The organism is Metapseudomonas otitidis (assembly GCF_900111835.1).
Classification (GTDB): Bacteria; Pseudomonadota; Gammaproteobacteria; order Pseudomonadales; family Pseudomonadaceae; genus Metapseudomonas; species Metapseudomonas otitidis.
In genome coordinates this window covers 78,335-99,539 of sequence record NZ_FOJP01000007.1, presented here as the reverse complement: position 1 = coordinate 99,539, position 21,205 = coordinate 78,335, and the positions used below count along the sequence as shown (strand labels likewise).

General features: G+C 68.8%; 21 protein-coding genes. 11 read left to right on the top strand and 10 right to left on the bottom strand.

Translation table 11 applies throughout. From position 1 onward, the window contains the following. Positions 1–5: 5 nt before the first annotated feature. Both BM198_RS10340 and BM198_RS10335 read left to right on the top strand, forming a co-directional pair. Positions 6–884 carry an alpha/beta fold hydrolase gene (locus BM198_RS10340; RefSeq protein WP_074969753.1) on the top strand — a complete coding sequence of 293 codons (879 nt, stop codon included), beginning with the start codon at positions 6–8 and terminating at the stop codon, positions 882–884. Then, positions 881–1,252, top strand: coding sequence for a DUF7079 family protein (locus BM198_RS10335; protein WP_074969751.1), 372 nt, complete (start codon positions 881–883; stop codon positions 1,250–1,252). Before BM198_RS10340 ends, BM198_RS10335 begins: the two co-directional genes overlap by 4 nt. Positions 1,253–1,262: 10 nt before the next feature. On the opposite strand, the gene BM198_RS10330 is transcribed toward BM198_RS10335, so the two are convergent. After that, a complete protein-coding gene (locus BM198_RS10330; RefSeq protein ID WP_044409919.1) occupies positions 1,263–1,676 on the bottom strand; it encodes a DUF3301 domain-containing protein in 414 nt (137 codons plus the stop codon). 46 nt (positions 1,677–1,722) lie between these two features. After that, positions 1,723–3,297 (bottom strand): GGDEF domain-containing protein, encoded by a 1,575-nt coding sequence (locus tag BM198_RS10325; protein ID WP_074969749.1) that lies wholly within the window; start codon positions 3,295–3,297, stop codon positions 1,723–1,725. Between the two features lie 64 nt (positions 3,298–3,361). Here BM198_RS10325 and pdxY point away from each other — a divergent pair, with 64 nt between their 5' ends. From pdxY to BM198_RS10310, 3 genes are all read left to right on the top strand, one after another. Further along, the gene (pdxY, locus tag BM198_RS10320) at positions 3,362–4,231 is read left to right on the top strand and encodes a pyridoxal kinase PdxY (RefSeq protein WP_074969747.1); all 870 of its coding nucleotides are present in this window, start codon (positions 3,362–3,364) and stop codon (positions 4,229–4,231) included. 253 nt (positions 4,232–4,484) lie between these two features. Beyond that, the gene (locus BM198_RS10315; protein ID WP_232104237.1) at positions 4,485–4,850 is read left to right on the top strand and encodes a DUF2946 family protein; all 366 of its coding nucleotides are present in this window, start codon (positions 4,485–4,487) and stop codon (positions 4,848–4,850) included. 97 nt (positions 4,851–4,947) lie between these two features. Beyond that, on the top strand, positions 4,948–5,472 hold the full coding sequence (locus BM198_RS10310; RefSeq protein WP_074969745.1) for a copper chaperone PCu(A)C: 525 nt from the start codon (positions 4,948–4,950) through the stop codon (positions 5,470–5,472). 62 nt (positions 5,473–5,534) lie between these two features. On the opposite strand, the gene BM198_RS10305 is transcribed toward BM198_RS10310, so the two are convergent. Beyond that, positions 5,535–6,029, bottom strand: coding sequence for an acyl-CoA thioesterase (locus tag BM198_RS10305; protein ID WP_044409907.1), 495 nt, complete (start codon positions 6,027–6,029; stop codon positions 5,535–5,537). Between the two features lie 184 nt (positions 6,030–6,213). Here BM198_RS10305 and BM198_RS10300 point away from each other — a divergent pair, with 184 nt between their 5' ends. Beyond that, positions 6,214–7,485, top strand: a complete 1,272-nt coding sequence (locus tag BM198_RS10300) for a hypothetical protein (RefSeq protein WP_074969743.1) — start codon at positions 6,214–6,216, stop codon at positions 7,483–7,485. A 48-nt stretch (positions 7,486–7,533) separates the two neighbouring features. Here BM198_RS10300 and BM198_RS10295 read toward each other — a convergent pair whose 3' ends face one another. Then, positions 7,534–8,901 carry a glutamine synthetase family protein gene (locus BM198_RS10295; protein ID WP_074969741.1) on the bottom strand — a complete coding sequence of 456 codons (1,368 nt, stop codon included), beginning with the start codon at positions 8,899–8,901 and terminating at the stop codon, positions 7,534–7,536. Between the two features lie 94 nt (positions 8,902–8,995). Next, the gene (locus BM198_RS10290) at positions 8,996–10,387 is read right to left on the bottom strand and encodes an aspartate aminotransferase family protein (protein ID WP_074969739.1); all 1,392 of its coding nucleotides are present in this window, start codon (positions 10,385–10,387) and stop codon (positions 8,996–8,998) included. A gap of 270 nt (positions 10,388–10,657) precedes the next feature. Between BM198_RS10290 and BM198_RS10285 the strand changes: the two genes are divergently transcribed. Further along, a complete protein-coding gene (locus BM198_RS10285; protein WP_074969737.1) occupies positions 10,658–11,323 on the top strand; it encodes a GntR family transcriptional regulator in 666 nt (221 codons plus the stop codon). Positions 11,324–11,495: 172 nt separating this feature from the next. After that, on the top strand, positions 11,496–13,259 hold the full coding sequence (locus BM198_RS10280; RefSeq protein WP_074969735.1) for a cation:proton antiporter: 1,764 nt from the start codon (positions 11,496–11,498) through the stop codon (positions 13,257–13,259). Between the two features lie 11 nt (positions 13,260–13,270). On the opposite strand, the gene BM198_RS10275 is transcribed toward BM198_RS10280, so the two are convergent. Further along, positions 13,271–13,678 carry an SMI1/KNR4 family protein gene (locus tag BM198_RS10275; protein ID WP_074969733.1) on the bottom strand — a complete coding sequence of 136 codons (408 nt, stop codon included), beginning with the start codon at positions 13,676–13,678 and terminating at the stop codon, positions 13,271–13,273. Positions 13,679–13,802: 124 nt separating this feature from the next. Here BM198_RS10275 and BM198_RS10270 point away from each other — a divergent pair, with 124 nt between their 5' ends. After that, a complete protein-coding gene (locus BM198_RS10270) occupies positions 13,803–14,282 on the top strand; it encodes a GNAT family N-acetyltransferase (protein ID WP_074969731.1) in 480 nt (159 codons plus the stop codon). Positions 14,283–14,568: 286 nt separating this feature from the next. Here BM198_RS10270 and BM198_RS10265 read toward each other — a convergent pair whose 3' ends face one another. From BM198_RS10265 to BM198_RS10255, 3 genes are all read right to left on the bottom strand, one after another. Further along, on the bottom strand, positions 14,569–15,423 hold the full coding sequence (locus BM198_RS10265; protein WP_074969729.1) for a Tim44 domain-containing protein: 855 nt from the start codon (positions 15,421–15,423) through the stop codon (positions 14,569–14,571). Between the two features lie 131 nt (positions 15,424–15,554). Next, entirely contained in the window at positions 15,555–16,463 is a 909-nt protein-coding gene (locus BM198_RS10260) for a D-hexose-6-phosphate mutarotase (protein WP_074969728.1), read from the bottom strand. 73 nt (positions 16,464–16,536) lie between these two features. Further along, complete coding sequence (locus tag BM198_RS10255) at positions 16,537–16,941, bottom strand: acyl-CoA thioesterase (RefSeq protein ID WP_044409881.1); 405 nt, start codon at positions 16,939–16,941, stop codon at positions 16,537–16,539. 293 nt (positions 16,942–17,234) lie between these two features. Here BM198_RS10255 and BM198_RS10250 point away from each other — a divergent pair, with 293 nt between their 5' ends. Further along, positions 17,235–18,521, top strand: a complete 1,287-nt coding sequence (locus BM198_RS10250; protein WP_074969726.1) for an MFS transporter — start codon at positions 17,235–17,237, stop codon at positions 18,519–18,521. Positions 18,522–18,708: 187 nt separating this feature from the next. Here BM198_RS10250 and BM198_RS10245 read toward each other — a convergent pair whose 3' ends face one another. Continuing rightward, positions 18,709–20,013, bottom strand: coding sequence for a PQQ-dependent sugar dehydrogenase (locus BM198_RS10245; RefSeq protein ID WP_074969724.1), 1,305 nt, complete (start codon positions 20,011–20,013; stop codon positions 18,709–18,711). A 178-nt stretch (positions 20,014–20,191) separates the two neighbouring features. On the opposite strand from BM198_RS10245, the gene BM198_RS10240 reads away from it, so the two are divergent. Continuing rightward, the gene (locus BM198_RS10240; protein WP_074969722.1) at positions 20,192–21,163 is read left to right on the top strand and encodes a phosphate ABC transporter substrate-binding protein PstS; all 972 of its coding nucleotides are present in this window, start codon (positions 20,192–20,194) and stop codon (positions 21,161–21,163) included. Positions 21,164–21,205: the final 42 nt, after the last annotated feature.

The following is a 21,205-nucleotide window of genomic DNA, read 5'->3' as shown; positions in this document are numbered from 1 at the left end:
GTCCCATGTCGTTGATCGCCTGGTCCCATTCCACGTCCGCCGGTTTCACCCTGCGTGGCTGGCACAGCCCGCCCAGCGGCCGGCCGCTGCTGCACTTCCTGCACGGCAACGGCTTCTGCACCCGCGCCTATGCGCCGATGCTGGCGCACCTGGAGGCGCACTTCGACCTCTGGCTGTGCGACCTGCAGGGGCACGGCGAGAGCGATCACGGGGGGCGCTTCCTGGGCTGGAACCGCAACGCGGAGCTGGCCGTGGAGGCGTTCGAGGCCGGTCGCGGGCGCTTCGGCGAGGTGCCGCGCCTGGCCCTGGGGCACAGCTTCGGCGGCGTGCTCACCAGCCTGGTGCTGGCCCGCCATCCCGCGCTGTTCCAGCGTGCGGTGCTGCTGGACCCGGTGATCTTCACCCCGGCGATGATCGGGGTGATGGCCTTCAGCGAGGTGCTCGGCCTGCACCGGCGCACCACCCTGGCCAAGCGCGCCCGGGCCCGACGCCACCAGTGGAGTGACCGCGATGCAGCGTTCAAGGCGCTGCAGGGGCGCGGCATCTTCCGTGGCTGGCGCGACGATGCCCTGGCGGCCTACGTGGACCATGCGATCAAGGCGGTGGAGGGTGGCGTCGAGCTGAAGTGCCGCCCCAGCCGCGAGGCGGAGGTGTTCAGCTCCTGCCCGAAACGCCTCTGGCCGTCGCTGGCACGCATCGCCACGCCGACCCTGATCCTCCACGGCGAGGCCAGCTACCCCTTCGTCGCCCGTTCGGTGGCGCGGCTCTGTGCCCTCAACGGCCACGTCAGCGCCCAGGTGGTGGAGGGCGGCCACTGCTTTATGCAGGAAGACCCGGACGCCGCCGCCGAGCGGGTGGCGGACTTCCTCGGGCGCGGCCTGTGAGCGACCCGCGCCGCGAGGCGGTCTGGCTGGCGCTTTCGGAGCTGTGGCTGGACACCGAGCTGGACGCGGGCGACCTGCTGCGGCTGGCGCGCTGCCTGCACGAGAGCGGTTATCCACAGGCCGAGCTGGAGGCGATCTACGCGCTGGAAGTGGCGCCCGCCGTCTGGCTCAACGCCTGGAGCGTGGCGGGGGTGTGGCAGGGGTTCGATCCCGACTGGCTGTTCGAGCGCTGCCGGCATAACCAGGCGCGGCGGGCGCGGCTCGGCTTCCGCCTGGGCTGCCGGCTGCTGCGCGGCGCCATGACCGGCGCCACGCGGGCGGACTGGAACGGGGTTATCCACAGGCTGGAGGGGCTCGGCGAGGGCTGAGCCCGGCGGGTCATTCCACCTGGCGCTGCTCGTCCTGGCGCGGGTGGTTGCGGCGCCAGGTGTCCAGCTGGATGACGTTGCTGGCGACGACTTCCGGCTCGCGCGGGGCCTGGAAGGGGTGCGGGTCCATCTGGATGCGCCCCAGGTGGTTGCCGAACATCTGCACCGTGCCGGTCAGGCGCTGCTCGCCGGTGACGGTGAATTCGAAGCCATAGATGCGCGCCAGGCGGCGGTGGCCCTTGGCATCGCGGACGATGGCCATGCGCTGCAGGGCGACGTTGCCGTCCAGCAGGTCCACGTCGAAACGGGCGCAGTGTTGTTTCACCAGCACCAGGGCGCGCTCGCGCACACCGTGGCCGCGCCAGAGCCAGGCGGCGCCGGCGGCAAGCAGCAGGAACAGGAAGACATCGGCCAGACTGATCATGATCACTCCCCTCGGATGCGCTGAAGCTTAACCCATCCGTGGCCGATCAGAAGGCCAGCTCGAGGCGGTTGCGACCCTGCTGCTTGGCCCGATAAAGCGCCTGGTCGGCCGCCTCCTGGAGGGCCTCCAGACCCCGCTCCGCCGGGGCTTCGGCCAGGCCGATGCTGACGCTGACGGCCAGCGCCTGGCCGTCGATTTCGATGCGCAGCTGCTCCACGGCCTCACGCAACCGTTCAAGAAAACGACGGGCGGCATCGGCCGGGGTGTCGGGCAGCAGGAAGACGAATTCCTCGCCGCCGATCCGGGCGAACACGTCGGTGCTGCGGGCGGCCGCCTGGCAGAGGCGGCTGAAGGCCTGCAGTACCTGGTCGCCGGCGGCGTGGCCATGCTGGTCGTTGATGCGCTTGAAATGATCGATGTCGAGCATCGCCAGGCACAACGGCTGGCCCTGGCGCAGGGCCCGCAGGCGCTCCTGCTCGGCGCGGGCGTCGAAGGCCCGGCGGTTCAGGGCACCGGTCAGCGGGTCGGTGGTGGCCTGCAGGCGCAGGCGTTCCTCCAGGGCCTTGCGGTGGCTGACGTCGCGGATCTCCATCAGCCGCTGGCGGTCGTCCAGCGCCGTCACCGAGCACTCGACGGCGAGCAGGGTGCCGTCCTGGCGCTGCACGGCGAAGTCGCGCGGGGTGCCGTCGGCCTCCGTCAGCAGGCGCTCCAGCGCAGCCTGCTCGCTGGCCGGGAACAGCGTCTGGGGCGTGCGCTCGCGCAGGCCGTCGCGGGGCAGGCCGAACAGGCTGTCGAGGGCCGGGTTGCTGTCCTGGATGCGGCCGTCCTGCAGCACCATCAGGCCAACACTGGTCAGCCCCATCAGGCGCTCGAAGCGCTGGGCGCCGGCCTCGGCCTGCTCGGCGTGGCGCTGGCTGTCGAGGAGGATGCGGCGCATGGTCATCAGCGCCAGGCCCACCAGGGCGATGACCCACAGCGGGATGCCGAAGTTGTAGGGCAGCAGGTAGGCCACCGAGCGGGTCACGTCGGGGTGCTCCACCGCGTTCAGCCAGTCGTGCACGGCGATGCCGCCCCGCAGCAGGGTGACCAGGGCGTAGCCCAGCAGCACCACGCCGACGCCGGCACATACCCCGCGCAGCTGGGGTTCGCGCGGGTGGCGCAGCAGGGCGCTGGCGGCCTGCAGGGGCAGCGCCCCGCCGATGGCGGCGTAGACGGCGATCAGCAGCTCGCTGTTGAGCGGTGCCACCCACCAGTGCCAGCTGTTGAAGGCGGCCATCAGCCCGGCGCTGGCCGGCACCGTCCAGACCGGCAACGGCCGGCCGAGGAAGCGGAACACCCCGAGCATCAGCACTGCCTCGCCGGCCAGCTGGGTGGCGTTGCCGAGGACGTTGAGCACGCGGTTGCCGGTGGCGACGAAGACGAAGAAGGCGAGGATGCCGAGGATCAGCAGCCAGGCGCCGGCCGCCCAGAAGCCGGGACCGCGATAGGGGCGCGAGACGTACCAGAGCCCGGTGCAGGCCAGGGCGCTGCCCAGCATCAGGTTGAGCCCGAGCAGCATGGGCGAAAAATACAGGGATTCCATGGTGACGGTGGGTGCCGGCAGGTTGGAGAATCCTGCCATTATGGCCGGCGAACCGAGCCCGCACCTCCTGGCATTCGATCCACCCCGACCCGAAGGACCTTCCATGTCGCGCACGCCCCATCTCCTCAGCATCCAGTCCCATGTGGTGTTCGGCCACGCCGGCAACCGCGCGGCGGTGTTCCCGGTCGAGCGCCTGGGGGTGAAGGTCTGGCCGCTGAACACCGTGCAGTTCTCCAACCACACCCAGTACGGGCAGTGGACCGGCGAGGTGCTGCCGCCCCGGCAGATCCCCCAGCTGGTGGAGGGCATTGCCGCCATCGGCGAGCTGGGCAACTGCGATGCGGTGCTGTCCGGCTACCTGGGCAGCGCCGCCCAGGGCCGCGAGATCCTCGAGGCGGTGGCCCGCATCAAGGCGGCCAATCCGCGCGCGCTGTACCTGTGCGACCCGGTGATGGGCCACCCGGAGAAGGGCTGCGTGGTGGCCCCCGAAGTGAGCCGCTTCCTGCTGGAGGAAGCCGCGGCCGCCGCCGACTACCTGTGCCCCAACCAGCTGGAGCTGAACAGCTTCGCCGGGCGCCGCCCGGACTCCCTGGAGGACTGCGTGGCCATGGCCCGCGCGCTGCTGGCCCGTGGCCCGCGTGCAGTGCTGGTGAAGCACCTGGACTACCCCGGCCGCGCCCCGGAGGACTTCGAAATGCTGCTGGTCAGTGCCGACGGTAGCTGGCTGCTGCGCCGGCCGCTGCTGGCCTTCCCGCGCCAGCCGGTGGGTGTGGGCGACCTGACGTCAGGGGTGTTCCTCGCCCGTCTGTTGCTGGGGGACACCCTGGTGGCGGCCTTCGAATTCGCTGCTTCCGCAGTGCACGAGGTGCTGCTGGAAACCCAGGCCTGCGGCAGCTACGAACTGGAGCTGGTGCGGGCCCAGGACCGCATCGCCCACCCGCGCGTGCGCTTCGAGGCGCGTCGCCTGGGCTGACCTGCGGCCATCTGACTCAGGGCACGTCCAAAAACGTCGGCGAGGCCGGAAGCCGAAGGCAAAAACCGGCGAAAAAGCGCAGTTTACGTGCGGTAAATGAGCATTTGAGGCTGTTTTCAACGCCGCGATGACAACGCAGGCCGTGTTTGGAGGTGCCCTTCAGCGGCTATGCTTGCCGGCGCTGTATCGCTAGCATGGCGCGGTTTCCGGCGTGGTTGCCCACGCCACTCTCCAACGGACCCGGGAGACGGGATTGGCTCATCACGGACGCATGCGCTTCGGCGCCTGGCTCGGACTGCTGGCCCTGTGGCTGGTGGTGGCCGGTCCGTTGCTGTCCCAGGTCCGCGCCCAGGCGGGCGAACTGCCGGCCTGGCTGGCGGAGATGGCCTGCGCCTCCGGGCGTGATTCGGCCAAGCTCCCGGCCCACCCCGACCACCTGCTGGCCAAGTGCGGCTACTGCACGCTGCTCTCCGCCTCCCCGGCACTCACGCCCGCACCGCTGCTGCCCGCCCTGTTGCCGGCCACGGCGTTCTTCGCCCCGCTGGAGCCGGAGGCGGGCCATGGTGCCGCCTCGGTATTCCCCGGCGCCCGGCCCCGCGCACCGCCGTCGCTCGCCTGAAGCCGTTTGCCGCCGCGCGCCCCTGTGCGCGGCGTTTCCGGCGTCCGGATGGCCGTTTTCAGGCCCGGCGCCGATCGACTTTCCAAGGAGTGACCCCATGCGCAAGACCCTGATTTCCGCCGCTGCCCTGCTGGGCCTGTTCAGCACCGCCGCCCTGGCCCACGAGTACCAGGTGGCCAAGCTGCACATCGACCACCCGTGGGCCCTGGAGCTGCCGCCGGTGTCCGCCAACGGCGCGGCCTACCTGGTGGTGCACAACAACGGCGACACCCCGGACCGCCTGGTGGGTGCCGACACCCCCCGTGCCGGCAAGACCGAGATCCACGAGCACGTACACAAGGACGGGGTGATGAAGATGCAGCAAGTGGAAGGTGGCCTGGCCATTCCTGCCGGGGGCGAGGTGCGCCTGGAGCAGGGTGGCTACCACCTGATGATGTTCGGCCTGAAGCAGCCGCTGAAGGATGGCGAGCGCTTCCCCCTGACTCTGCACTTCGAGAAGGCCGGCGACCTCAAGGTGGAGATCGCCGTGCAGAAGGCCGCCCCCGCTGCCGAGAAGGCCCACGCCCACGGCGAGCACGCCGAGCAGGGCGACCACAGCCAGCACAGCGGTCACGACCAGTAACCGCCTACCGGCCTGCACCCGCCGGCAGGGGCGCTCGCCCCTGCCGGGTGCAGGCCGGGTCCTTAACCCTGGACGTCGTCCTCGCCGCGCAAGGCGCGGTAGCGGCGTTCCAGTTCCTGGCGGATCTCCCGCCGCTGCTGACCCTGCACGTAACGACGCTTCTGGTCGGGGGTCTGCGGCTCCAGCGGCGGAACCGGCGCCGGGCGGCGCTCGTCGTCCAGCGCCACCATGGTGAAGAAGCAGCTGTTGGTATGGCGCACCGAGCGTTCGCGGATGTTCTCGGTGATCACCTTGATGCCGATCTCCATGGAGGTGGTGCCGGTGTAGTTCACCGAGGCGAGGAAGGTCACCAGCTCGCCGACGTGCACCGGCTGGCGGAACACCACCTGGTCCACCGAGAGGGTCACCACGTAGCGCCCGGCGTAGCGGCTGGCGCAGGCGTAGGCCACCTCGTCGAGGTACTTGAGCAGGGTGCCGCCATGGACGTTGCCGGAGAAGTTGGCCATGTCCGGGGTCATCAGGACGGTCATCGTCAGTTGTGCGTTGCCGGGTTCCATCGGGGCTCCAGAGGCAGTGTGAATCAGGATGCGTGACGCGGTGCCGACCGCGCCGGGACGGGCGCCCGTATGATGGGCGTCTTTTTCCCAAGCAAGGACGCCCTCCCATGCCGGCAGGCTACACCTGGCGCCCCACGTGGCGCTGCGAAAACTTCATCCTCCTTCCTATCGCCCGGGTGCAGCCATGAAGCGCGCCGTGATCGGGCTGCTCGGCAGTGCGGTGCTGGTGGGCGCTCTGGTGACGGGGGGCGCGCTGCTGCTGCGGGACGACCCGCTGCGTCCGGAGGTGGCCGACTGGCTGCGGGATGCCCGCCACGAGGGCGCCGACAGCGCGGCATTCCTTTACCTGATGGGCATGGATGCGCCGGCCGACCAGGCGCCGGAGGCCTACGGGCGCGAGCGGCTGGACGCCTACCAGCGCTGGCGTGCTCGGCATTCGGCGGTGGACGAGTACAGCCCGCCACAGCTGCCCACGCTGGATTTGCCGACCGACCCGTTGCTGTGCAGCATCGAGCAGAACGGCTGCTGGGCGAACCAGTTGGCGCATCCGGTCGAGTTGGAGGCCCAGGTCCGGAGCCACATCCTGTTGGCTGCGCGCTACAGCGAGCTGCTTGCCCTGGACGACTACCAGACCCTGACTACCGCAGGTGCGGCCGAGCCCTGGCCGTCAATGGCGTACCTTGATCACGCTCAGCGCGTGTTCGGAGCCCAGGTATTGCTGCAGGCCCGCCAGGGATCGGGAGAAGAGGCTCGTGAGCGGTTGGCGCAGGAGTTGGTGGTGTTGCGTCGCCTGCTGGCGCGGGCCGACCAACTCCTCGCGAAAGTCATGGCCGGCAAGCTGATCGACCGCAACCTGGAGCTGCAGGCCCGCCTGTACCGTCAGGGCTGGATGCCTGCACCACAGCAGCCGGCACCGCTGAACGAGGCGGAGCGCGCCCTGGTCAAGCCGTTGCAGCGGGAGCTGCTGTACATCGCGACGCTGTTCCAGAGCCTGCCCGGTGGTGAGGGGGCGCCGTTGAAGGAGCGCATCGGCATGGCGCTGCTGATGCGGCCGAACATGAGCCTCAACGCCACGTTTCCGCCCTTCCGCCAGGTTGCCGAACTGTCCCGATTGGAACCAAAGGATTTTGCCCGCGAGGTGAAGGCACAGCCCCGGCTCCTTCCCAAGCCCACGGGCTGGCGCAACTGGATGGGCGATCGACTGGTGGGAACCGCCGGGCCGGACTACCGCGCCTATGCCGGCCGCATCCAGGACCTGGACGCGAAGCTGCGCCTGCTGGCGTTGCTGGACGATCTGCCCGCCGAGCCGTCCGGCTGGGCGGCGGCGCTGGCGGCCTCGCCTGTGGATAACCCCTATTACCCCGGCCAGCCGGCGCGCCTGGAGGGCGGGAACCGGGTGTGCTTCGCCGGGCCCCTCGAACCCAAGCCAAACGCCCGCTGCCTGCCGTTGCGCTGACGCTGTGGATAACCCTGCCGGCCCCTGGGTCGGCAGGGCTTCCAGCGGTCAGGCGTGGGTCAGGTACCAGCGCCAGTCCTGCTCGCCCACTTCGCTGACGAACTGGCGGAACTCCTCCCACTTGATGGCGAGGTAGATCTTCAGGAACGCCTCGCCCAGGGCATCCTTCGCCCAGGCGGACTGCTCAAGATTGCGCAAGGCGGTGAGCCAGTCGGTGGGCAGGGTTTCGCGGGCCTGCTCGTAGCCGTTGCCGACGATGGGCTCGCCCGGGTCGATCTGTTCGCGGATGCCGGTGTGGATGCCGGCCAGGATGGCCGCGGCCGCCAGGTAGGGGTTGGCGTCGGCGCCGCAGATGCGGTGCTCCACGTGGCGGCTTTTCGTCGGGCCGCCGGGCACGCGGAAGGACACGGTGCGGTTGTTCACCCCCCAGCTCTTGGCCAGCGGCGCGTAGCTGTTGGCCTGGAAGCGCCGGTAGGAGTTGGCGTTGGGGCAGAAGATCGCCAGGGCGTCGTTGAGCGTGGCCATCATGCCGCCGATGGCGTGGCGCAGCAGCGGGGTGCCGTGGGGGTCTTCGCTGGCCATCAGGTTGTTGCCCTCGGCGTCGGCCAGGCTGACGTGCATGTGCAGGCCGCTGCCGGCCAGGTCGCCGAAGGGCTTGGCCATGAAGCAGGCGATCAGCCCGTGCTTGTTGGCCACGCCCTTGACCAGGCGCTTGTAGCGCAGGCCTTCGTCCACCGCCTGCAGCGCGTCGAAGCGGTGCTCCAGGGTCAGTTCCAGCTGGCCGGGGGCGTATTCGGAGATGGCGGTGCGCACCGGCAGGCCCTGGGCTTCGCAGGCGGCGTAGAGGTCGTCGAGGAAGGGCTGCAGCTGTTCCAGCTCGTATACGCCGTAGACCTGGGGCGCCTGCGGGCGCACGCCGTTGGCCTGCAGGGCGGGCTGCGGGCGGCCGTTGGCGTCGCGCTGCTTGTCCAGCAGGTAGAACTCCAGCTCCACCGCCATCACCGGGTGGTAGCCGTCGGCCTTGAGCCGGTCGATGGTGCGCGCCAGCACGTGGCGCGGGTCGCCGGCGGCGGCCGGCTGGCCCTGGGTCGGGTGCATGCTCACCTGCACCTGGCCGGTGGGGGTGGCGCGCCAGGGCTGCAGGCACAGGGAGCCGGCGAGGGGGTAGGTCCAGCAGTCGGCATCGGCCACTTCCCAGACCAGGCCGCTGGCTTCCACGTCCTCGCCCTGCAGGGTGAGGGAGAGGATGGAGCTGGGCAGCGGGCGGCCGTTCTCGTAGATGGCCAGCAGCTCGTCGCGGTGCAGCAGCTTGCCGCGGGGGATGCCGTTGGCGTCGATCAGCATCAGCTCGATGCTGCGGACTTCGGGGTGGCGTTCGAGGAAGTCGCGGGCTTCCTGGGGATGGGCGAAGGGCATGGGGGTTCTCGCGTCGGGTGGCTGGCGCGTCCTCCAGCCACCGGTGGTTGGGTGTGGGCGGATGACAGCGCCATCCGCCCGACCGGTCTACGGACTATTCGCGGGCGCCGGGGATGGCCAGCAGCTCGGTGATGGCCTGGTCCAGGGTGGCGATCAGCTGGTCCACGTCCGCCTCGGAGGTGGCGGGGCAGCACAGGGTCATGTTGTGGAACGGCGTGATGAGGATGCCGCGGTTGATCAGGTACAGGTGCAGGGCCATCTGCAGCTCGTCATGGAAGGCGGCCTCGGCCTCGGCACCGGTGCGCGGGGACACCGGGCAGAACTGGAATTCGCTGCGGGCGCCCAGCTCGGTCACCGACCACTTCAGGTCGTGCTGGGCGATGAGCCGGCGGAAGCCGTCGGCCAGGCGCTTGGCCAGGGGCAGCATGTGGTCGTAGGCGGCCTGGGTCATGACCGCTTCGAGGTTGGCGCGCATGCAGTGCATGGCCAGGGCGTTGGCCGAGAGGGTGGTGCCCATGCCGCTGTGGCCGTGGCCATGGCTGTCTTCCTGGGCCTGCCTGCGCGAGGCGGCCATGCGTTCGGCCATCTCCGCGCTGCAGCCGAAGATGCCGCAGGGCACGCCGCCGGCGATCGGCTTGCCGACCACGAAGAAGTCCGGGTCGAGGTTCCACAGGCGGGTGCAGCCGCCGATGTCGGTGGAGATGGTGTGGGTCTCGTCGATGATCAGCAGGCTGCCGTACTTTCGGGTCAGCTCGCGGCACTTCTGCATGAAGCCCGGGTCCGGCAGGACCATGCCGATGTTGGTCATGGCCGGCTCGCAGAGCAGGGCGCAGACGTCGCCCTGGGCCAGGGCGGCCTCCAGGGCCTCGACGTCGTTGAAGGGGATGGCGCGGCTGTACTGGGTCAGGTCGTAGGCCTGGCCCACCAGCCCGGAGCGGTGCACGGTGCGGCCGTCGCGGCTGCGCACCATCACGTCGTCCACGGTGCCGTGGTAGCAGCCGTCAAACACCAGCAGGGTCTTGCGCCCGGTGACGGCACGGGCCCAGCGCAGCACGTAGCGGTTGGAGTCGGTGGCGGTGGCGGTCACCTGCCAGTAGGGCAGGCCGAAGCGGGCGGCCAGCAGCTCGCCGCAGACCACGGCGTCTTCGCCGGGGAGCATGGTGGTCAGGCCGTTGCCGGCCTGCTCGGCGATGGCGCGGGCCACCGGGTCCGGCGAGTGGCCGAACATGGTGCCGGTGTCGCCCAGGCAGAAGTCGATGTATTCGTGGCCGTCCACGTCATAGAAACGGGCGCCCTTGGCGCGCTCGACGAACAGCGGGCAGGGGGTGGACCAGTCGGCCATCCAGTGCATCGGCACGCCGGCATACAGCGAGTTGCGGGCGCGCTCGGCGAGGGCGACGGACGTCGGGTTGCGCTCGATGAAGCGGGTGCGCTCACGGGCGGCGAAGGTTTCCACGGCGGCTTGGCTGATACCACTGGCGGTCATGCTGAACACCTCGTTCGAATTTCCGCACATCGTGATTTGTGATCACATTTGTGTCAAGCATTGGCCGGATACGCCGTTTGGAGTAGCCTTTTACCTGCTTTGTGATCACAAGGAGGCGAAAGCAACCGTCCCCCTGCTGATCGAATCCCGTGCCCGCACAGCCCGTGCGGGCCTCCCCAACCCTTGATATAGACGGTGTCCACGATGCGCGATTGCAGCCTGACCCTCAGCCAACTGCCGGCCCCGCCGGTTTCCGCACGGTGATCCGCCATGGCCGAGAACCTGCAGGAACAGCTGTACCTCCGACTCCGTGAAGGCCTGCTGGCAGGCCAGTTCAAACCCGGCGAGCGCATGAAGATCCGCGACCTCGCCGCCGCCTGGGGCACCAGCCCGATGCCGGTGCGCGCCGCGTTGCAGCGCCTGGTGGCCGAAGGCGCCCTGGAAGGCGAGCCGCAGCGCTCGGTGCGGGTGCCGGTGATGACCCGGGAACGCTTCGCCCAGGTGTTCCAGGTGCGCCTGGCGCTGGAAGGGCTGGCGGTGGAAACCGCCGTACCGCGCTTGAGCACCGATGAGCTGGCGACCTTGCAAGGCTGCGTCGAGCGCATGGAAAAGGCCCTGGAGCGCCGCGACGTGCAGGGCTACCTGGACGACAACAGCCTGTTCCACCTGACCCTCTACCGCGCCTGCGCCAACCCGACGCTGCTGCGCATGATCGAATCCCTCTGGCTGCAGGTCGGGCCCTTCTTCAACCAGCTGTTCACCGAGGCGGACCTGTCCCTGCGCCTGAACGACTTCCATGAAGACGCCTATGAGGCCGCGCGAGCAGGCGACGCCCGTGGCGCGCGGGCGGCCATCGAGCAGGACATGCAGTTCTTCGGCAACTTCCTGATGAACCTGCTGGCGCTGGAAACCAGCCAGGCCCGCAGCGGCGGTTGAAACCTGTTTCGGTTTGTTTCGCGGAAATGATGGCGTGAGACCGGGTGTTACTCTCCGGAAAAGTCTTACATAGACATTCCAGAGTTCTTACGTGGCTCTTCGGGGCCAAGGGAGTAACCCCGGGCGCGGCGACCACGCCTGCGCACTGACGAGCAAGAGGAGCCGGTGCGCCATGCATGCCATCAGTTTCATCCAGGATCTGGCCGTGATCATGCTGGTGGCCGCCATGGTCACGGTGCTGTTCCATCGCTTCAAGCAGCCGGTGGTGCTGGGCTACATCCTCGCCGGCTTCCTCATCGGGCCGCATACGCCGCCCTTCGCGCTGATCCACGATGAACACACGATCAAGATCCTCGCCGAGCTGGGGGTGATCTTCCTCATGTTCTGCCTGGGGCTGGAGTTCAGCCTGCGCAAGCTCTTCCAGGTGGGGGCGACGGCCTTCATCGCGGCCTTCCTGGAAATCGTCCTGATGATCTGGATCGGCTACGAGATCGGGCGCTTCTTCGGCTGGAGCACCATGGACTCGCTATTCCTCGGCGCAATCCTGGCGATCTCCTCCACCACCATCATCATCAAGGCCCTGGGCGACCTGAAGATGAAGCACGAGCGCTTCGCCCAACTGATCTTCGGCGTGCTGATCGTTGAGGACATCCTCGGCATCGGCATCATTGCGCTGCTGTCCGGCATCGCCCTGTCCGGTTCGGTAGAGACCGGCCAGGTGTTCGCCACCGTCGGCAAGCTCAGCCTGTTCATGGTGGTCGCGCTGGTCATCGGCATCCTGCTGGTGCCGCGCCTGCTGGCCTACGTGGCGAAGTTCGAGAGCAACGAGATGCTGCTGGTGACGGTGCTGGGGCTGTGCTTCGGCTTCTGCCTGCTGGTGGTGAAGCTGGAGTACAGCATGGTGCTGGGGGCCTTCCTGATCGGCGCGATCATGGCCGAGTCCCGCCAGCTGGCGCAGATCGAGCGCCTGGTGGAGCCGGTGCGGGACCTGTTCAGCGCGATCTTCTTCGTCGCCATCGGCCTTATGATCGACCCGGCCATCCTGCTGGACTACGCCTGGCCCATCGCGGTGATAACCGTCGCCGTGGTGCTGGGCAAGATGCTCTCCTGCGGCGTCGGCGCCTTCATCGCCGGCAACGACGGACGCACTTCGCTGCGGGTGGGGATGGGTTTGTCCCAGATCGGCGAGTTCTCCTTCATCATCGCGGCGCTGGGCATGACCCTGAAGGTGACCAGTGACTTCCTCTATCCGGTGGCGGTGGCCGTGTCGGCCATCACCACGCTGCTCACGCCCTACCTGATCCGTGCCGCCGACCCGCTGTCACTGCGGCTCGCCAGCCTGGTGCCGCCGCGCATCGCCCGGGTGTTCAACCACTACGGCGACTGGCTGCGCAGCATCCAGCCTCACGGCGAGGGCGCGCTGCTGGCGGGGATGATCCGCAAGATCCTGCTGCAGGTGGGGATCAACATCGCGCTGGTGGTGGCTATCTTCCTCTCGGGCGCCTACTTCGCCGGTGCCCTGACCGGGCACGTGGCGAACTGGGTGGCTGCGGAGAACCTGCAGAAGGGGCTGGTCTGGGGGGCGGCGCTGCTGCTCTCGCTGCCTTTCCTGATCGCCGCGTACCGCAAGCTCAAGGCGCTGTCGATGCTCCTGGCGGAGATGGGCGTGCGCCCGGAGAAGGCCGGGCGGCACACGGCGCGGGTGCGCAAGGTGATCGCCGAGCTGATCCCGCTGCTCGCCCTGGTGGGCTTCATGCCGCTGCTGATGGCGCTGTCGGCGAGCATCCTGCCGACCGTGGAGCTGCTGGTGCTCATCGCCCTGCTGGCGGCAGGCGTTATCGCACTGGCCTGGCGCTGGCTGATCCGCGTGCATTCACGGATGCAGATCGCGCTGATGGAGACCCTGGAGCAGAACCCGCCCAGGCCGCCCCACTGAGGCCCGCCGGCTCAGCTGGCGAGCCAGACGTCCCGGGCCCAGTGCCAGACGGAGTCCCAGCTCTCGTCGGTCATCTCGCCCTCGGCGCCGGACCACAGCAGCACCTCGCCCTCGGCGTCGACCACGTAGTAGTCGTCGCCATCCTGGCAGATCGGCACCAGGTCGCGGGGCAGGCCCAGGTCCCAGGCCACGGCGGTGACTTCCGGCAGGTAGGTGTGTGACTGCGGGTCGGTGACGGTCACCGGCTCCAGGCGGCCGTAGACCACGTCGCTGACCTTGAGCAGGAATTCGCGGAGTTCGAAGGGCAGGTTGATCAGCAACTGTTCCTCGATCTCCACCAGCAGCTCCTCGTCGGGCAGCTCCAGCGGGACGGGAACCGGTTCGTTGAGTTCGCGCAGCTGTTCGATGACTTCTTCCACGGCGACAGGCCCTCGTGCATTGGGATGCGCTTTATACAGTAGCCGGCGTGTCGGAAAAACCGTCGCGGGGCGACGTGCTGCGCCGGCATACTGCCCGGCCTGATCGACTACGCGAGGCCCGCACATGACCCTGGACTGGAGCTGCCAGCACCATGACGCCCTGACCAAGGAGGCGCTCTACGCCATCCTCGCCCTGCGCACCCAGGTGTTCGTGGTGGAGCAGAAATGCCCCTACCTGGAGGTGGATGGGCTGGACCTGGTGGGCGACACCCACCACCTGATGGCCCGTGACGGTGAACGCCTGGTGGCCTACCTGCGCCTGCTGGACCCGGTTCGCCAGGGCGGCGAGGTGGTCATCGGCCGGGTGGTGATCGAGGCGAGCGCGCGCGGCGCGGGCCTGGGCCGACCGCTGATGGCCCAGGCGCTGGAAGCCTGCGAACGGCTCTGGCCGGGAATGCCGGTGTACCTGTCGGCCCAGGCGCACCTGCAGGGGTACTACGGGCGGTTCGGCTTCGAGCCGGTGACCGAGGTGTACCTGGAGGACGACATCCCTCATATCGGCATGCGCAAGGCGGCGGGCGCGGGGATGACCGAGACGGTGTGATGCCGCGCAGCGTCCCGGCCCGCGCCAAAGCCATGGTCAACGCCCCCGTAGGATGGCGCTGAGCGCAGCGATGCCCATCGGGCCGGGTGCAACATGTGGTGCCACGGCCTGGCGTGGACGCGATGCGCTTCGTGGCCTCAGCGCATCCTACGGATCGTGTACAGCCCGACCGGGGGTGGGCGGCGGGAATTGGTGGATGCGAAGAGCGTTATCCACCCTTCATCCTCAAGCCCGACAAAAGAAAACCCCGGGACAAGCCCGGGGTTTCTTCATGCCAGTGTCGCGATCAGTTCTGGCGGATGCCGGCCACCAGCCAGGGCTGGTTGTCGCCGTTGACGCGCTCCATGCGCCAGCTTTCGCTGAACACTTCGCCCTGGTCGAAGCGGGAGGTCTTGGAGACGCCGCTGAAGGTCAGGGTGGCGACGGTCTTGTCGGCCAGTTCGTCGATGCCGTCCAGCTGCACCTGCAGGTTGTCGATGTAGGTGGACTGGAAGCCTTCACCCAGGCTGGCACGTTCTTCCTTGAGGAAGTTGAGCATCTGCGGGGTGACGAACTCGGCGATCTTGTCCATCTCCGCGGCGTCCCAGTGCTGCTGCAGGGCGAGGAAGTGCTCGCGACCGGCCTCGACAAAGCGGGCTTCGTCGAACCAGCTCGGCGCGTTGAAGGCGCGAGCCGGGGCCGTCGGGGCGGCGCTGCCGAAGATCGGCGCCTGCTGCTGCGGCATTTCACGCTGGAAGGGGGCACCACCGGCGGCACCGGCCATGGCCGGCTGGCCCATCTGCTGGCGCTTGCGGGCGGCGATGAAACGGAAGATGACGAAGGCGATTAGGGCGATGATCAGGAAGTCGAAGATCTGCATGCCTTCGAAGCCGTCGCCCATGAACATGGAGGCCAGCAGGCCACCGGCGGCGAGGCCGGCCAGCGGGCCGAGCCAGCGCGAGGCACCGCTGGCGGCAGCCGGGCGGCCCGCTGCGTTGGGGGCGGCGGCCGGGGTGTTGGGCTGGGCCTGGCGGGTCTGCTGGGTCTGGTGGGTCGGCGCGGCACCGGAGGTCTTGCCCCCGCCCATCCGCTTGGCGTTGGCGTCCAGGCTGAGCGTCAGGCCGACGCACAGGGCCAGGGCGATACTGAGGAATCGGCGCATCACAGGCTCTCTATAGGGTTGGGAATCACGCGCGCCATGCTGCCCAGTCACCGGGGTGATGACCAGCGAGAGAATGTATCGGGATTTTTAGCGAGGCGTGGGGGCGGGCGCATGCCGGCCCCCGGAGGGGATCAGAGCGCTTCGCTCCACAGGCTGAACGCGAGGCGGTGCCGCGCGCCTGGCGCCAGGTGCAGGACGTCGTCCATCACCTGGGCGGTCTCGATGCAGAGCATGCGCTGCCAGGCGTCGGGGGCGAACTGGGAGAGGCGGGTGGACTTGTCGATCCAGGGGTTCCACACCACCGCCGAGGACGAGCCCTCGGCCTCCAGCACCACGCGGCGGTTCCAGCCGGCATCGTGGATGGCCACACGGCGGGGGACGCCGAGGTAGATGCGGTCGGTCTCGCCGCTGAAGGCCACGTCACCGGCCTGCCGGCGGCGGCTCCAGCCGTCCAGGGTCTCGATGTAGTCGCAGCCGTCCAGCCCTTCGACGCGGGCCTGGTGGATGTCGCTCACGGCGAAGTAGGTGTGCAGCGCCTGGCTGATGGCCAGGGGCGCGTCGCCGAGGTTCTCGGTGTCCAGGGCCAGGTGCAGGCGCTGGGCGTCGAGGCGCAGGGTGAGGCCCAGGCGGGCGGCGTGGGGCCAGCCGGGGAGGGGCTGGCGTCGGGTGTCGAGGCTGAAGCGCAGCTGCACCTCGCCGTCGAGGGCTTCGACGCCGTCCAGCTCCCAGTCCAGGCCGCGTACCAGGCCGTGGGCGGGGGCGTTGCCGTCACCGGGGTAGCACGCCTGCACGGCATCGGGGTTGCGGCGCAGGTCGCCGAACCAGGGCCAGCACACCGGCACGCCGCCGCGTACCGACTGGCCGCGCTGGTAGCCGGCCTGTTCGCTGAGCCAGATCAGCGGCTGCTCGCCGTGGCGGCGGTAGCTGAGCACCTGGGCGCCCTGCTGGGCGACCAGCAGCTCGGCTTCGGCGGTGAGTACCCGCCAGCAGGCGAGCTGGTCCATTTCGATGCGTTCGATCTGCGTGGTCGCGCGGGTCATCGGCGTTCTCTCGTGGGGGATGGACCGAGCTTGGGCAAGGGCAGGGCCGGCGAGGTTCCCGCCGGCCGGTGCATCAGCTGCGGCGGGGAACCGGGCGGGTGCGGCCGCTGCCGTCGATGGCGACGAACACGAACACCGCTTCGGTGACCTTGCGCCATTCACTGGAGAGGGGGTCGTCGCTCCACACTTCCACCAGCATCTGGATCGAGCTGCGGCCGATCTCCAGGGTCTGGGTATAGAAGGAGAGCTGGGCGCCGACGGCGACCGGGACGAGGAAGGCCATGCGGTCGATGGCCACGGTGGCGACGCGTCCGCCGGCGACCTTGTTGGCCATGGCGGTGCCGGCCAGGTCCATCTGGGAGACCAGCCAGCCGCCGTAGATGTCGCCGAATCCATTGGTTTCGCGCGGGAGCGCGGTGATCTGCAGGGCCAGGTCGCCCTGGGGAGTCAGGTTTTCTTCTTCTTCGATCTCGATCATGCCTGGGGTGCCTCTACCCCTGTGCTGCTCTGATTTGGCTTCGGTGGGCGGGGAAGGGCACGCTGCCCTGCAAAGAATCCCCGGGCGCCCGTCGACCCACTGCCCGTCGTCCGTGCGCAACAGCGCGCAGTATATAGGTCGGCGTGGCGGGCGACGACCGCCCGGTCGGGCTTTGTCGCGGTCATACGTCAGAGATTGTGTGCCCGGTAGGCCTTTTTGCTATGTTGCGGACCGGCCCGCCGCCAACGCAGTGGCGGGCACGCTTTGCCTGCCCCCCGAACAAGAGACCCCACATGGCCACCGTTTCCGCCTCCGAGGCGCCCGCGCGTCCCCTGACCCGTAGCGACTACAAGACCCTGTCCCTGTCCGCCCTGGGCGGCGCCCTCGAGTTCTACGACTTCATCATCTTCGTGTTCTTCGCCGCCGTGGTGGGCAAGCTGTTCTTCCCCGCCGAGATGCCCGAGTGGCTGCGCCAGTTGCAGACCTTCGGCATCTTCGCCGCCGGCTACCTGGCGCGGCCGCTGGGGGGCATCGTCATGGCGCACTTCGGCGACCTGCTGGGGCGCAAGCGCATGTTCACCCTGAGCATCTTCCTCATGGCGGTGCCGACCCTGGTGATGGGCCTGCTGCCCACCTACGCGCAGATCGGCATCTGGGCGCCGCTGGCGCTGCTGCTGATGCGGGTGATCCAGGGCGCGGCCATCGGTGGCGAGGTCCCCGGCGCCTGGGTGTTCGTGGCCGAGCACGTGCCGGCGCGGCATGTCGGCTACGCCTGCGGAACGCTCACCTCGGGCCTCACCGCCGGCATCCTGTTGGGCTCGCTGATGGCGACCCTGATCAACACCCTGTACACCCCGGAAGAGGTGCAGGCCTGGGCCTGGCGCGTGCCGTTCCTGGTGGGCGGTGTGTTCGGCCTGTTCTCCGTGTACCTGCGCCGCTGGCTGCACGAGACGCCAGTGTTCGCCGAGCTGCAGCAGCGCAAGGCGCTGGCCGAGGAGGTGCCGCTGAAGGCGGTGCTGCGCGAGCACCGGGGCGCCATCGCCATCAGCATGCTGCTGACCTGGGTGCTGTCGGCTGGCATCGTCGTCGTCATCCTCATGACCCCCACCGTGTTGCAGACGGTGTACGGCTTCGACGCGGCCACCGCGCTCAAGGCCAACAGCCTGGCCATCGTCTGCCTGACCGTCGGCTGCATCGCCTCCGGCGCCCTGGCCGACCGTTTCGGTGCGGGCCGTACCTTCCTGGTGGGCGGGCTGCTGCTGGCGGCCAGTTCCTGGACCTTCTACTCCAGCCTCAAGGCGCACCCGGACTGGCTGTTCCCGCTTTATGCGCTGACCGGGCTGTTCGTCGGCACCATCGGTGCGGTGCCCTACGTGATGGTCAAGGCCTTCCCGCCGGTGGTGCGTTTCTCCGGGCTGTCGTTCTCCTACAACCTCGCCTACGCCATCTTCGGCGGGCTGACGCCGATGATCGTGTCGCTGCTGATGAAGTGGGACCCGCTGGGGCCGGCCTACTACGTGGCGGCCCTGTGCGGGGTGGCGGTGTTCATCGGTCTGTACCTGATCGGGCAGAAGCGCTGATCGAGCGCATGGCGCCGCGGTGACGGGCGCCATGCGCCTGCAGGGAGCACTTCTGGGGTATTCCCGTAGGCTGGGCTTCAGCCCACGCTGAGCACCGCTGGTGGGCTGAAGCGGAACGCCGCCCGGCCCACCCTACATGGCCGTCACGTACGGGGCGGCTCTTTGCGCTGCGGGGTTGGCCCGGTTATCACCGGGCGGTGGGGGTCACCCGCCAGACCGTGTTGCCCACGTCGTCGGTCACCAGTAGGGCGCCCTGGGCGTCCAGGCGCACGTCCACGGGGCGGCCCTGGGCGTTGCCGTCGGCGTCGAGGAAGCCGGTGAGCACGTCCACCGGCTGGCCATTGGGCTTGCCATCCTTGAAGGGCACGAAGATCACCTTGTAGCCGCTGTGGGGTTTGCGGTTCCAGGAGCCGTGCTGGGCGACGAACAGGCCGTTCTGGAAATCCGGCAGGGCGCTGCCGCGGCCGAAGGCGATGCCGAGGGAGGCGGTGTGCGGGCCCAGGGCGTAGTCCGGCACCAGGGCGCTGGCGACCTTCTCCGGGTTGGCCGGTTGCACGCGCTCGTCGACGTGCTGGCCGTAGTAGCTCCAGGGCCAGCCGTAGAAGCCGCCGTCCTTCACCGAGGTGATGTAGTCGGGCACCAGGTCGCTGCCGATCTCGTCACGCTCGTTCACCGCCGTCCACAGCGCGCCGCTGTCCGGTTCCCAGGCCAGGCCGTTGGGGTTGCGCAGGCCGCCGGCGAACAGGCGCTTGGTGCCGCTGGCGCGGTCCACTTCCCAGATCGCGGCGCGGCCTTGCTCCATCTCCAGGCCGTTCTCGCCGACGTTGCTGTTGGAGCCGACGGTGACATAGAGCCGGGTGCCGTCGCGGCTGGCGATGACGTTCTTGGTCCAGTGGTGGTTGATGCCCGCCGGCAGGTCGGTGACCTGCTGCGGCGTGGCGTCGATGCGCGTCTGGCCTTCCTGGTAGGGCACGCGCACCAGGGCGTCGGCGTTGGCGACATACAGGGTGTCGTCCACCAGGGCCATGCCGAAGGGCGAATGCAGGTTTTCCAGGAAGGGCGTCTTCAGGTCGGCCACGCCGTCGCCGTCGGTGTCCCGCAGCAGGGTGATGCGGTCGGCGCTGGGGGTGCGGGCGCCGGCCTTCTCCATGATCTTGCCGGCGATCCAGCCCTTGAGGCTGAAGCCGCCGTCACTGGCCGGGGCGTTGCTCTCGGCCACCAGCACGTCGCCGTTGGGCAGCAGGTACAGCCAGCGCGGGTGGTCCAGGCCTTCGGCGAAGGCCTTCACCTCGGTGCCCTGGGTGGCCTGGGGACGGCCGCCTGCGGGCCAGCCGGTGGCGGGGGCGATGTTCACCGTGGGGACCAGGGTCTTGTTCGGCGGGGGCAGCTGCGGGGTGGGGCCGGTGCCGTCGGCCACCTGCAGGGCGGCACGCTCGCCGCAGGCGGCACAGAGGACGGCGAGGCTGAGGGGCAGCAGGTGCAGCGCTTTCATGGTGTTCTCCTTGAGCGGGCCTGGTGGGCTTCCTGTCGGGATGAGTGGCGGTCGCCAGGGGTTGGACCGGCATGATGGCCATTCATCCAATTGTCATATTCGGGTCATAGAGTGTTCACACGGCCTTCCGATACTGGCCCCCGACTCATCCAACCCTATCCTCTGCTAGGAGCAAGGCATGAAACTGAAGCGTTTGATGGCGGCCCTGACCTTCGTCGCCGCCGGCGTTGCCACCGCCAGCGCGGTTGCCGCCGTCGACCCGTCCATCCCGTCCTACACCAAGACCACCGGTGTGTCGGGCAACCTCTCCAGCGTCGGTTCGGACACCCTGGCCAACCTGATGACCCTGTGGGCCGAAGCGTACAAGCGCGAATACCCCAACGTGAACATCCAGATCCAGGCTGCCGGTTCCTCCACCGCGCCGCCGGCCCTGACCGAGGGCACCGCCAACCTCGGCCCGATGAGCCGCAAGATGAAGGACGTCGAGCTGCAGGCCTTCGAGCAGAAGTACGGCTACAAGCCCACCGCCGTCCCGGTGGCCGTCGACGCCCTGGCGATCTTCGTGCACAAGGACAACCCCATCAAAGGCCTGACCATGCAGCAGGTCGACGCCATCTTCTCCGCCAACCGCCTGTGCGGTGGCAAGAGCAACATCAAGACCTGGGGTGAGCTGGGCGTGACCGGCGACCTGGCCGACAAGCCGATCCAGCTGTTCGGCCGCAACTCGGTATCCGGCACCTACGGTTACTTCAAGGAAGAAGCCCTGTGCAAAGGCGACTTCAAGGCCAACGTCAACGAGCAGCCAGGCTCCGCCTCCGTGGTGCAGTCCATCAGCCAGTCCCTGAACGGCATCGGCTACTCCGGCATCGGCTACAAGACGTCCAGCGTGAAGACCGTGGCCCTGGCCAAGAAGGAAGGCGGCGAGTTCGTTGAAGACAACGAGCAGAATGCCCTGAACGGCAGCTACCCGCTGTCCCGCTTCCTCTACGTCTACGTCAACAAGGCCCCGAACAAGCCTCTGGCCCCGCTGGAAGCCGAGTTCATCAAGCTGGTGCTGTCCCAGCAGGGTCAGCAGGTTGTGGTGAAAGACGGCTACATCCCGCTGCCGGCCAAGGTGGCCGAGAAGACCCTGAAGGATCTGGGCCTGTAATCCAGGACAGATGAAGGGGCGGCCTACCCCATCGGCCGCCCC

Coding starts and splice junctions, on each gene's coding strand:
- BM198_RS10340 (WP_074969753.1), top strand. CDS start 6: ATGTCGTTGATCGCCTGGTCCCATTCCACGTCCGCCGGTTTCACCCTG.
- BM198_RS10330 (WP_044409919.1), bottom strand. CDS start 1,676: ATGATCAGTCTGGCCGATGTCTTCCTGTTCCTGCTGCTTGCCGCCGGC.
- BM198_RS10325 (WP_074969749.1), bottom strand. CDS start 3,297: ATGGCAGGATTCTCCAACCTGCCGGCACCCACCGTCACCATGGAATCC.
- pdxY (WP_074969747.1), top strand. CDS start 3,362: ATGTCGCGCACGCCCCATCTCCTCAGCATCCAGTCCCATGTGGTGTTC.
- BM198_RS10310 (WP_074969745.1), top strand. CDS start 4,948: ATGCGCAAGACCCTGATTTCCGCCGCTGCCCTGCTGGGCCTGTTCAGC.
- BM198_RS10305 (WP_044409907.1), bottom strand. CDS start 6,029: ATGGAACCCGGCAACGCACAACTGACGATGACCGTCCTGATGACCCCG.
- BM198_RS10300 (WP_074969743.1), top strand. CDS start 6,214: ATGAAGCGCGCCGTGATCGGGCTGCTCGGCAGTGCGGTGCTGGTGGGC.
- BM198_RS10295 (WP_074969741.1), bottom strand. CDS start 8,901: ATGCCCTTCGCCCATCCCCAGGAAGCCCGCGACTTCCTCGAACGCCAC.
- BM198_RS10290 (WP_074969739.1), bottom strand. CDS start 10,387: ATGACCGCCAGTGGTATCAGCCAAGCCGCCGTGGAAACCTTCGCCGCC.
- BM198_RS10285 (WP_074969737.1), top strand. CDS start 10,658: ATGGCCGAGAACCTGCAGGAACAGCTGTACCTCCGACTCCGTGAAGGC.
- BM198_RS10280 (WP_074969735.1), top strand. CDS start 11,496: ATGCATGCCATCAGTTTCATCCAGGATCTGGCCGTGATCATGCTGGTG.
- BM198_RS10270 (WP_074969731.1), top strand. CDS start 13,803: ATGACCCTGGACTGGAGCTGCCAGCACCATGACGCCCTGACCAAGGAG.
- BM198_RS10265 (WP_074969729.1), bottom strand. CDS start 15,423: ATGCGCCGATTCCTCAGTATCGCCCTGGCCCTGTGCGTCGGCCTGACG.
- BM198_RS10260 (WP_074969728.1), bottom strand. CDS start 16,463: ATGACCCGCGCGACCACGCAGATCGAACGCATCGAAATGGACCAGCTC.
- BM198_RS10255 (WP_044409881.1), bottom strand. CDS start 16,941: ATGATCGAGATCGAAGAAGAAGAAAACCTGACTCCCCAGGGCGACCTG.
- BM198_RS10250 (WP_074969726.1), top strand. CDS start 17,235: ATGGCCACCGTTTCCGCCTCCGAGGCGCCCGCGCGTCCCCTGACCCGT.
- BM198_RS10245 (WP_074969724.1), bottom strand. CDS start 20,013: ATGAAAGCGCTGCACCTGCTGCCCCTCAGCCTCGCCGTCCTCTGTGCC.
- BM198_RS10240 (WP_074969722.1), top strand. CDS start 20,192: ATGAAACTGAAGCGTTTGATGGCGGCCCTGACCTTCGTCGCCGCCGGC.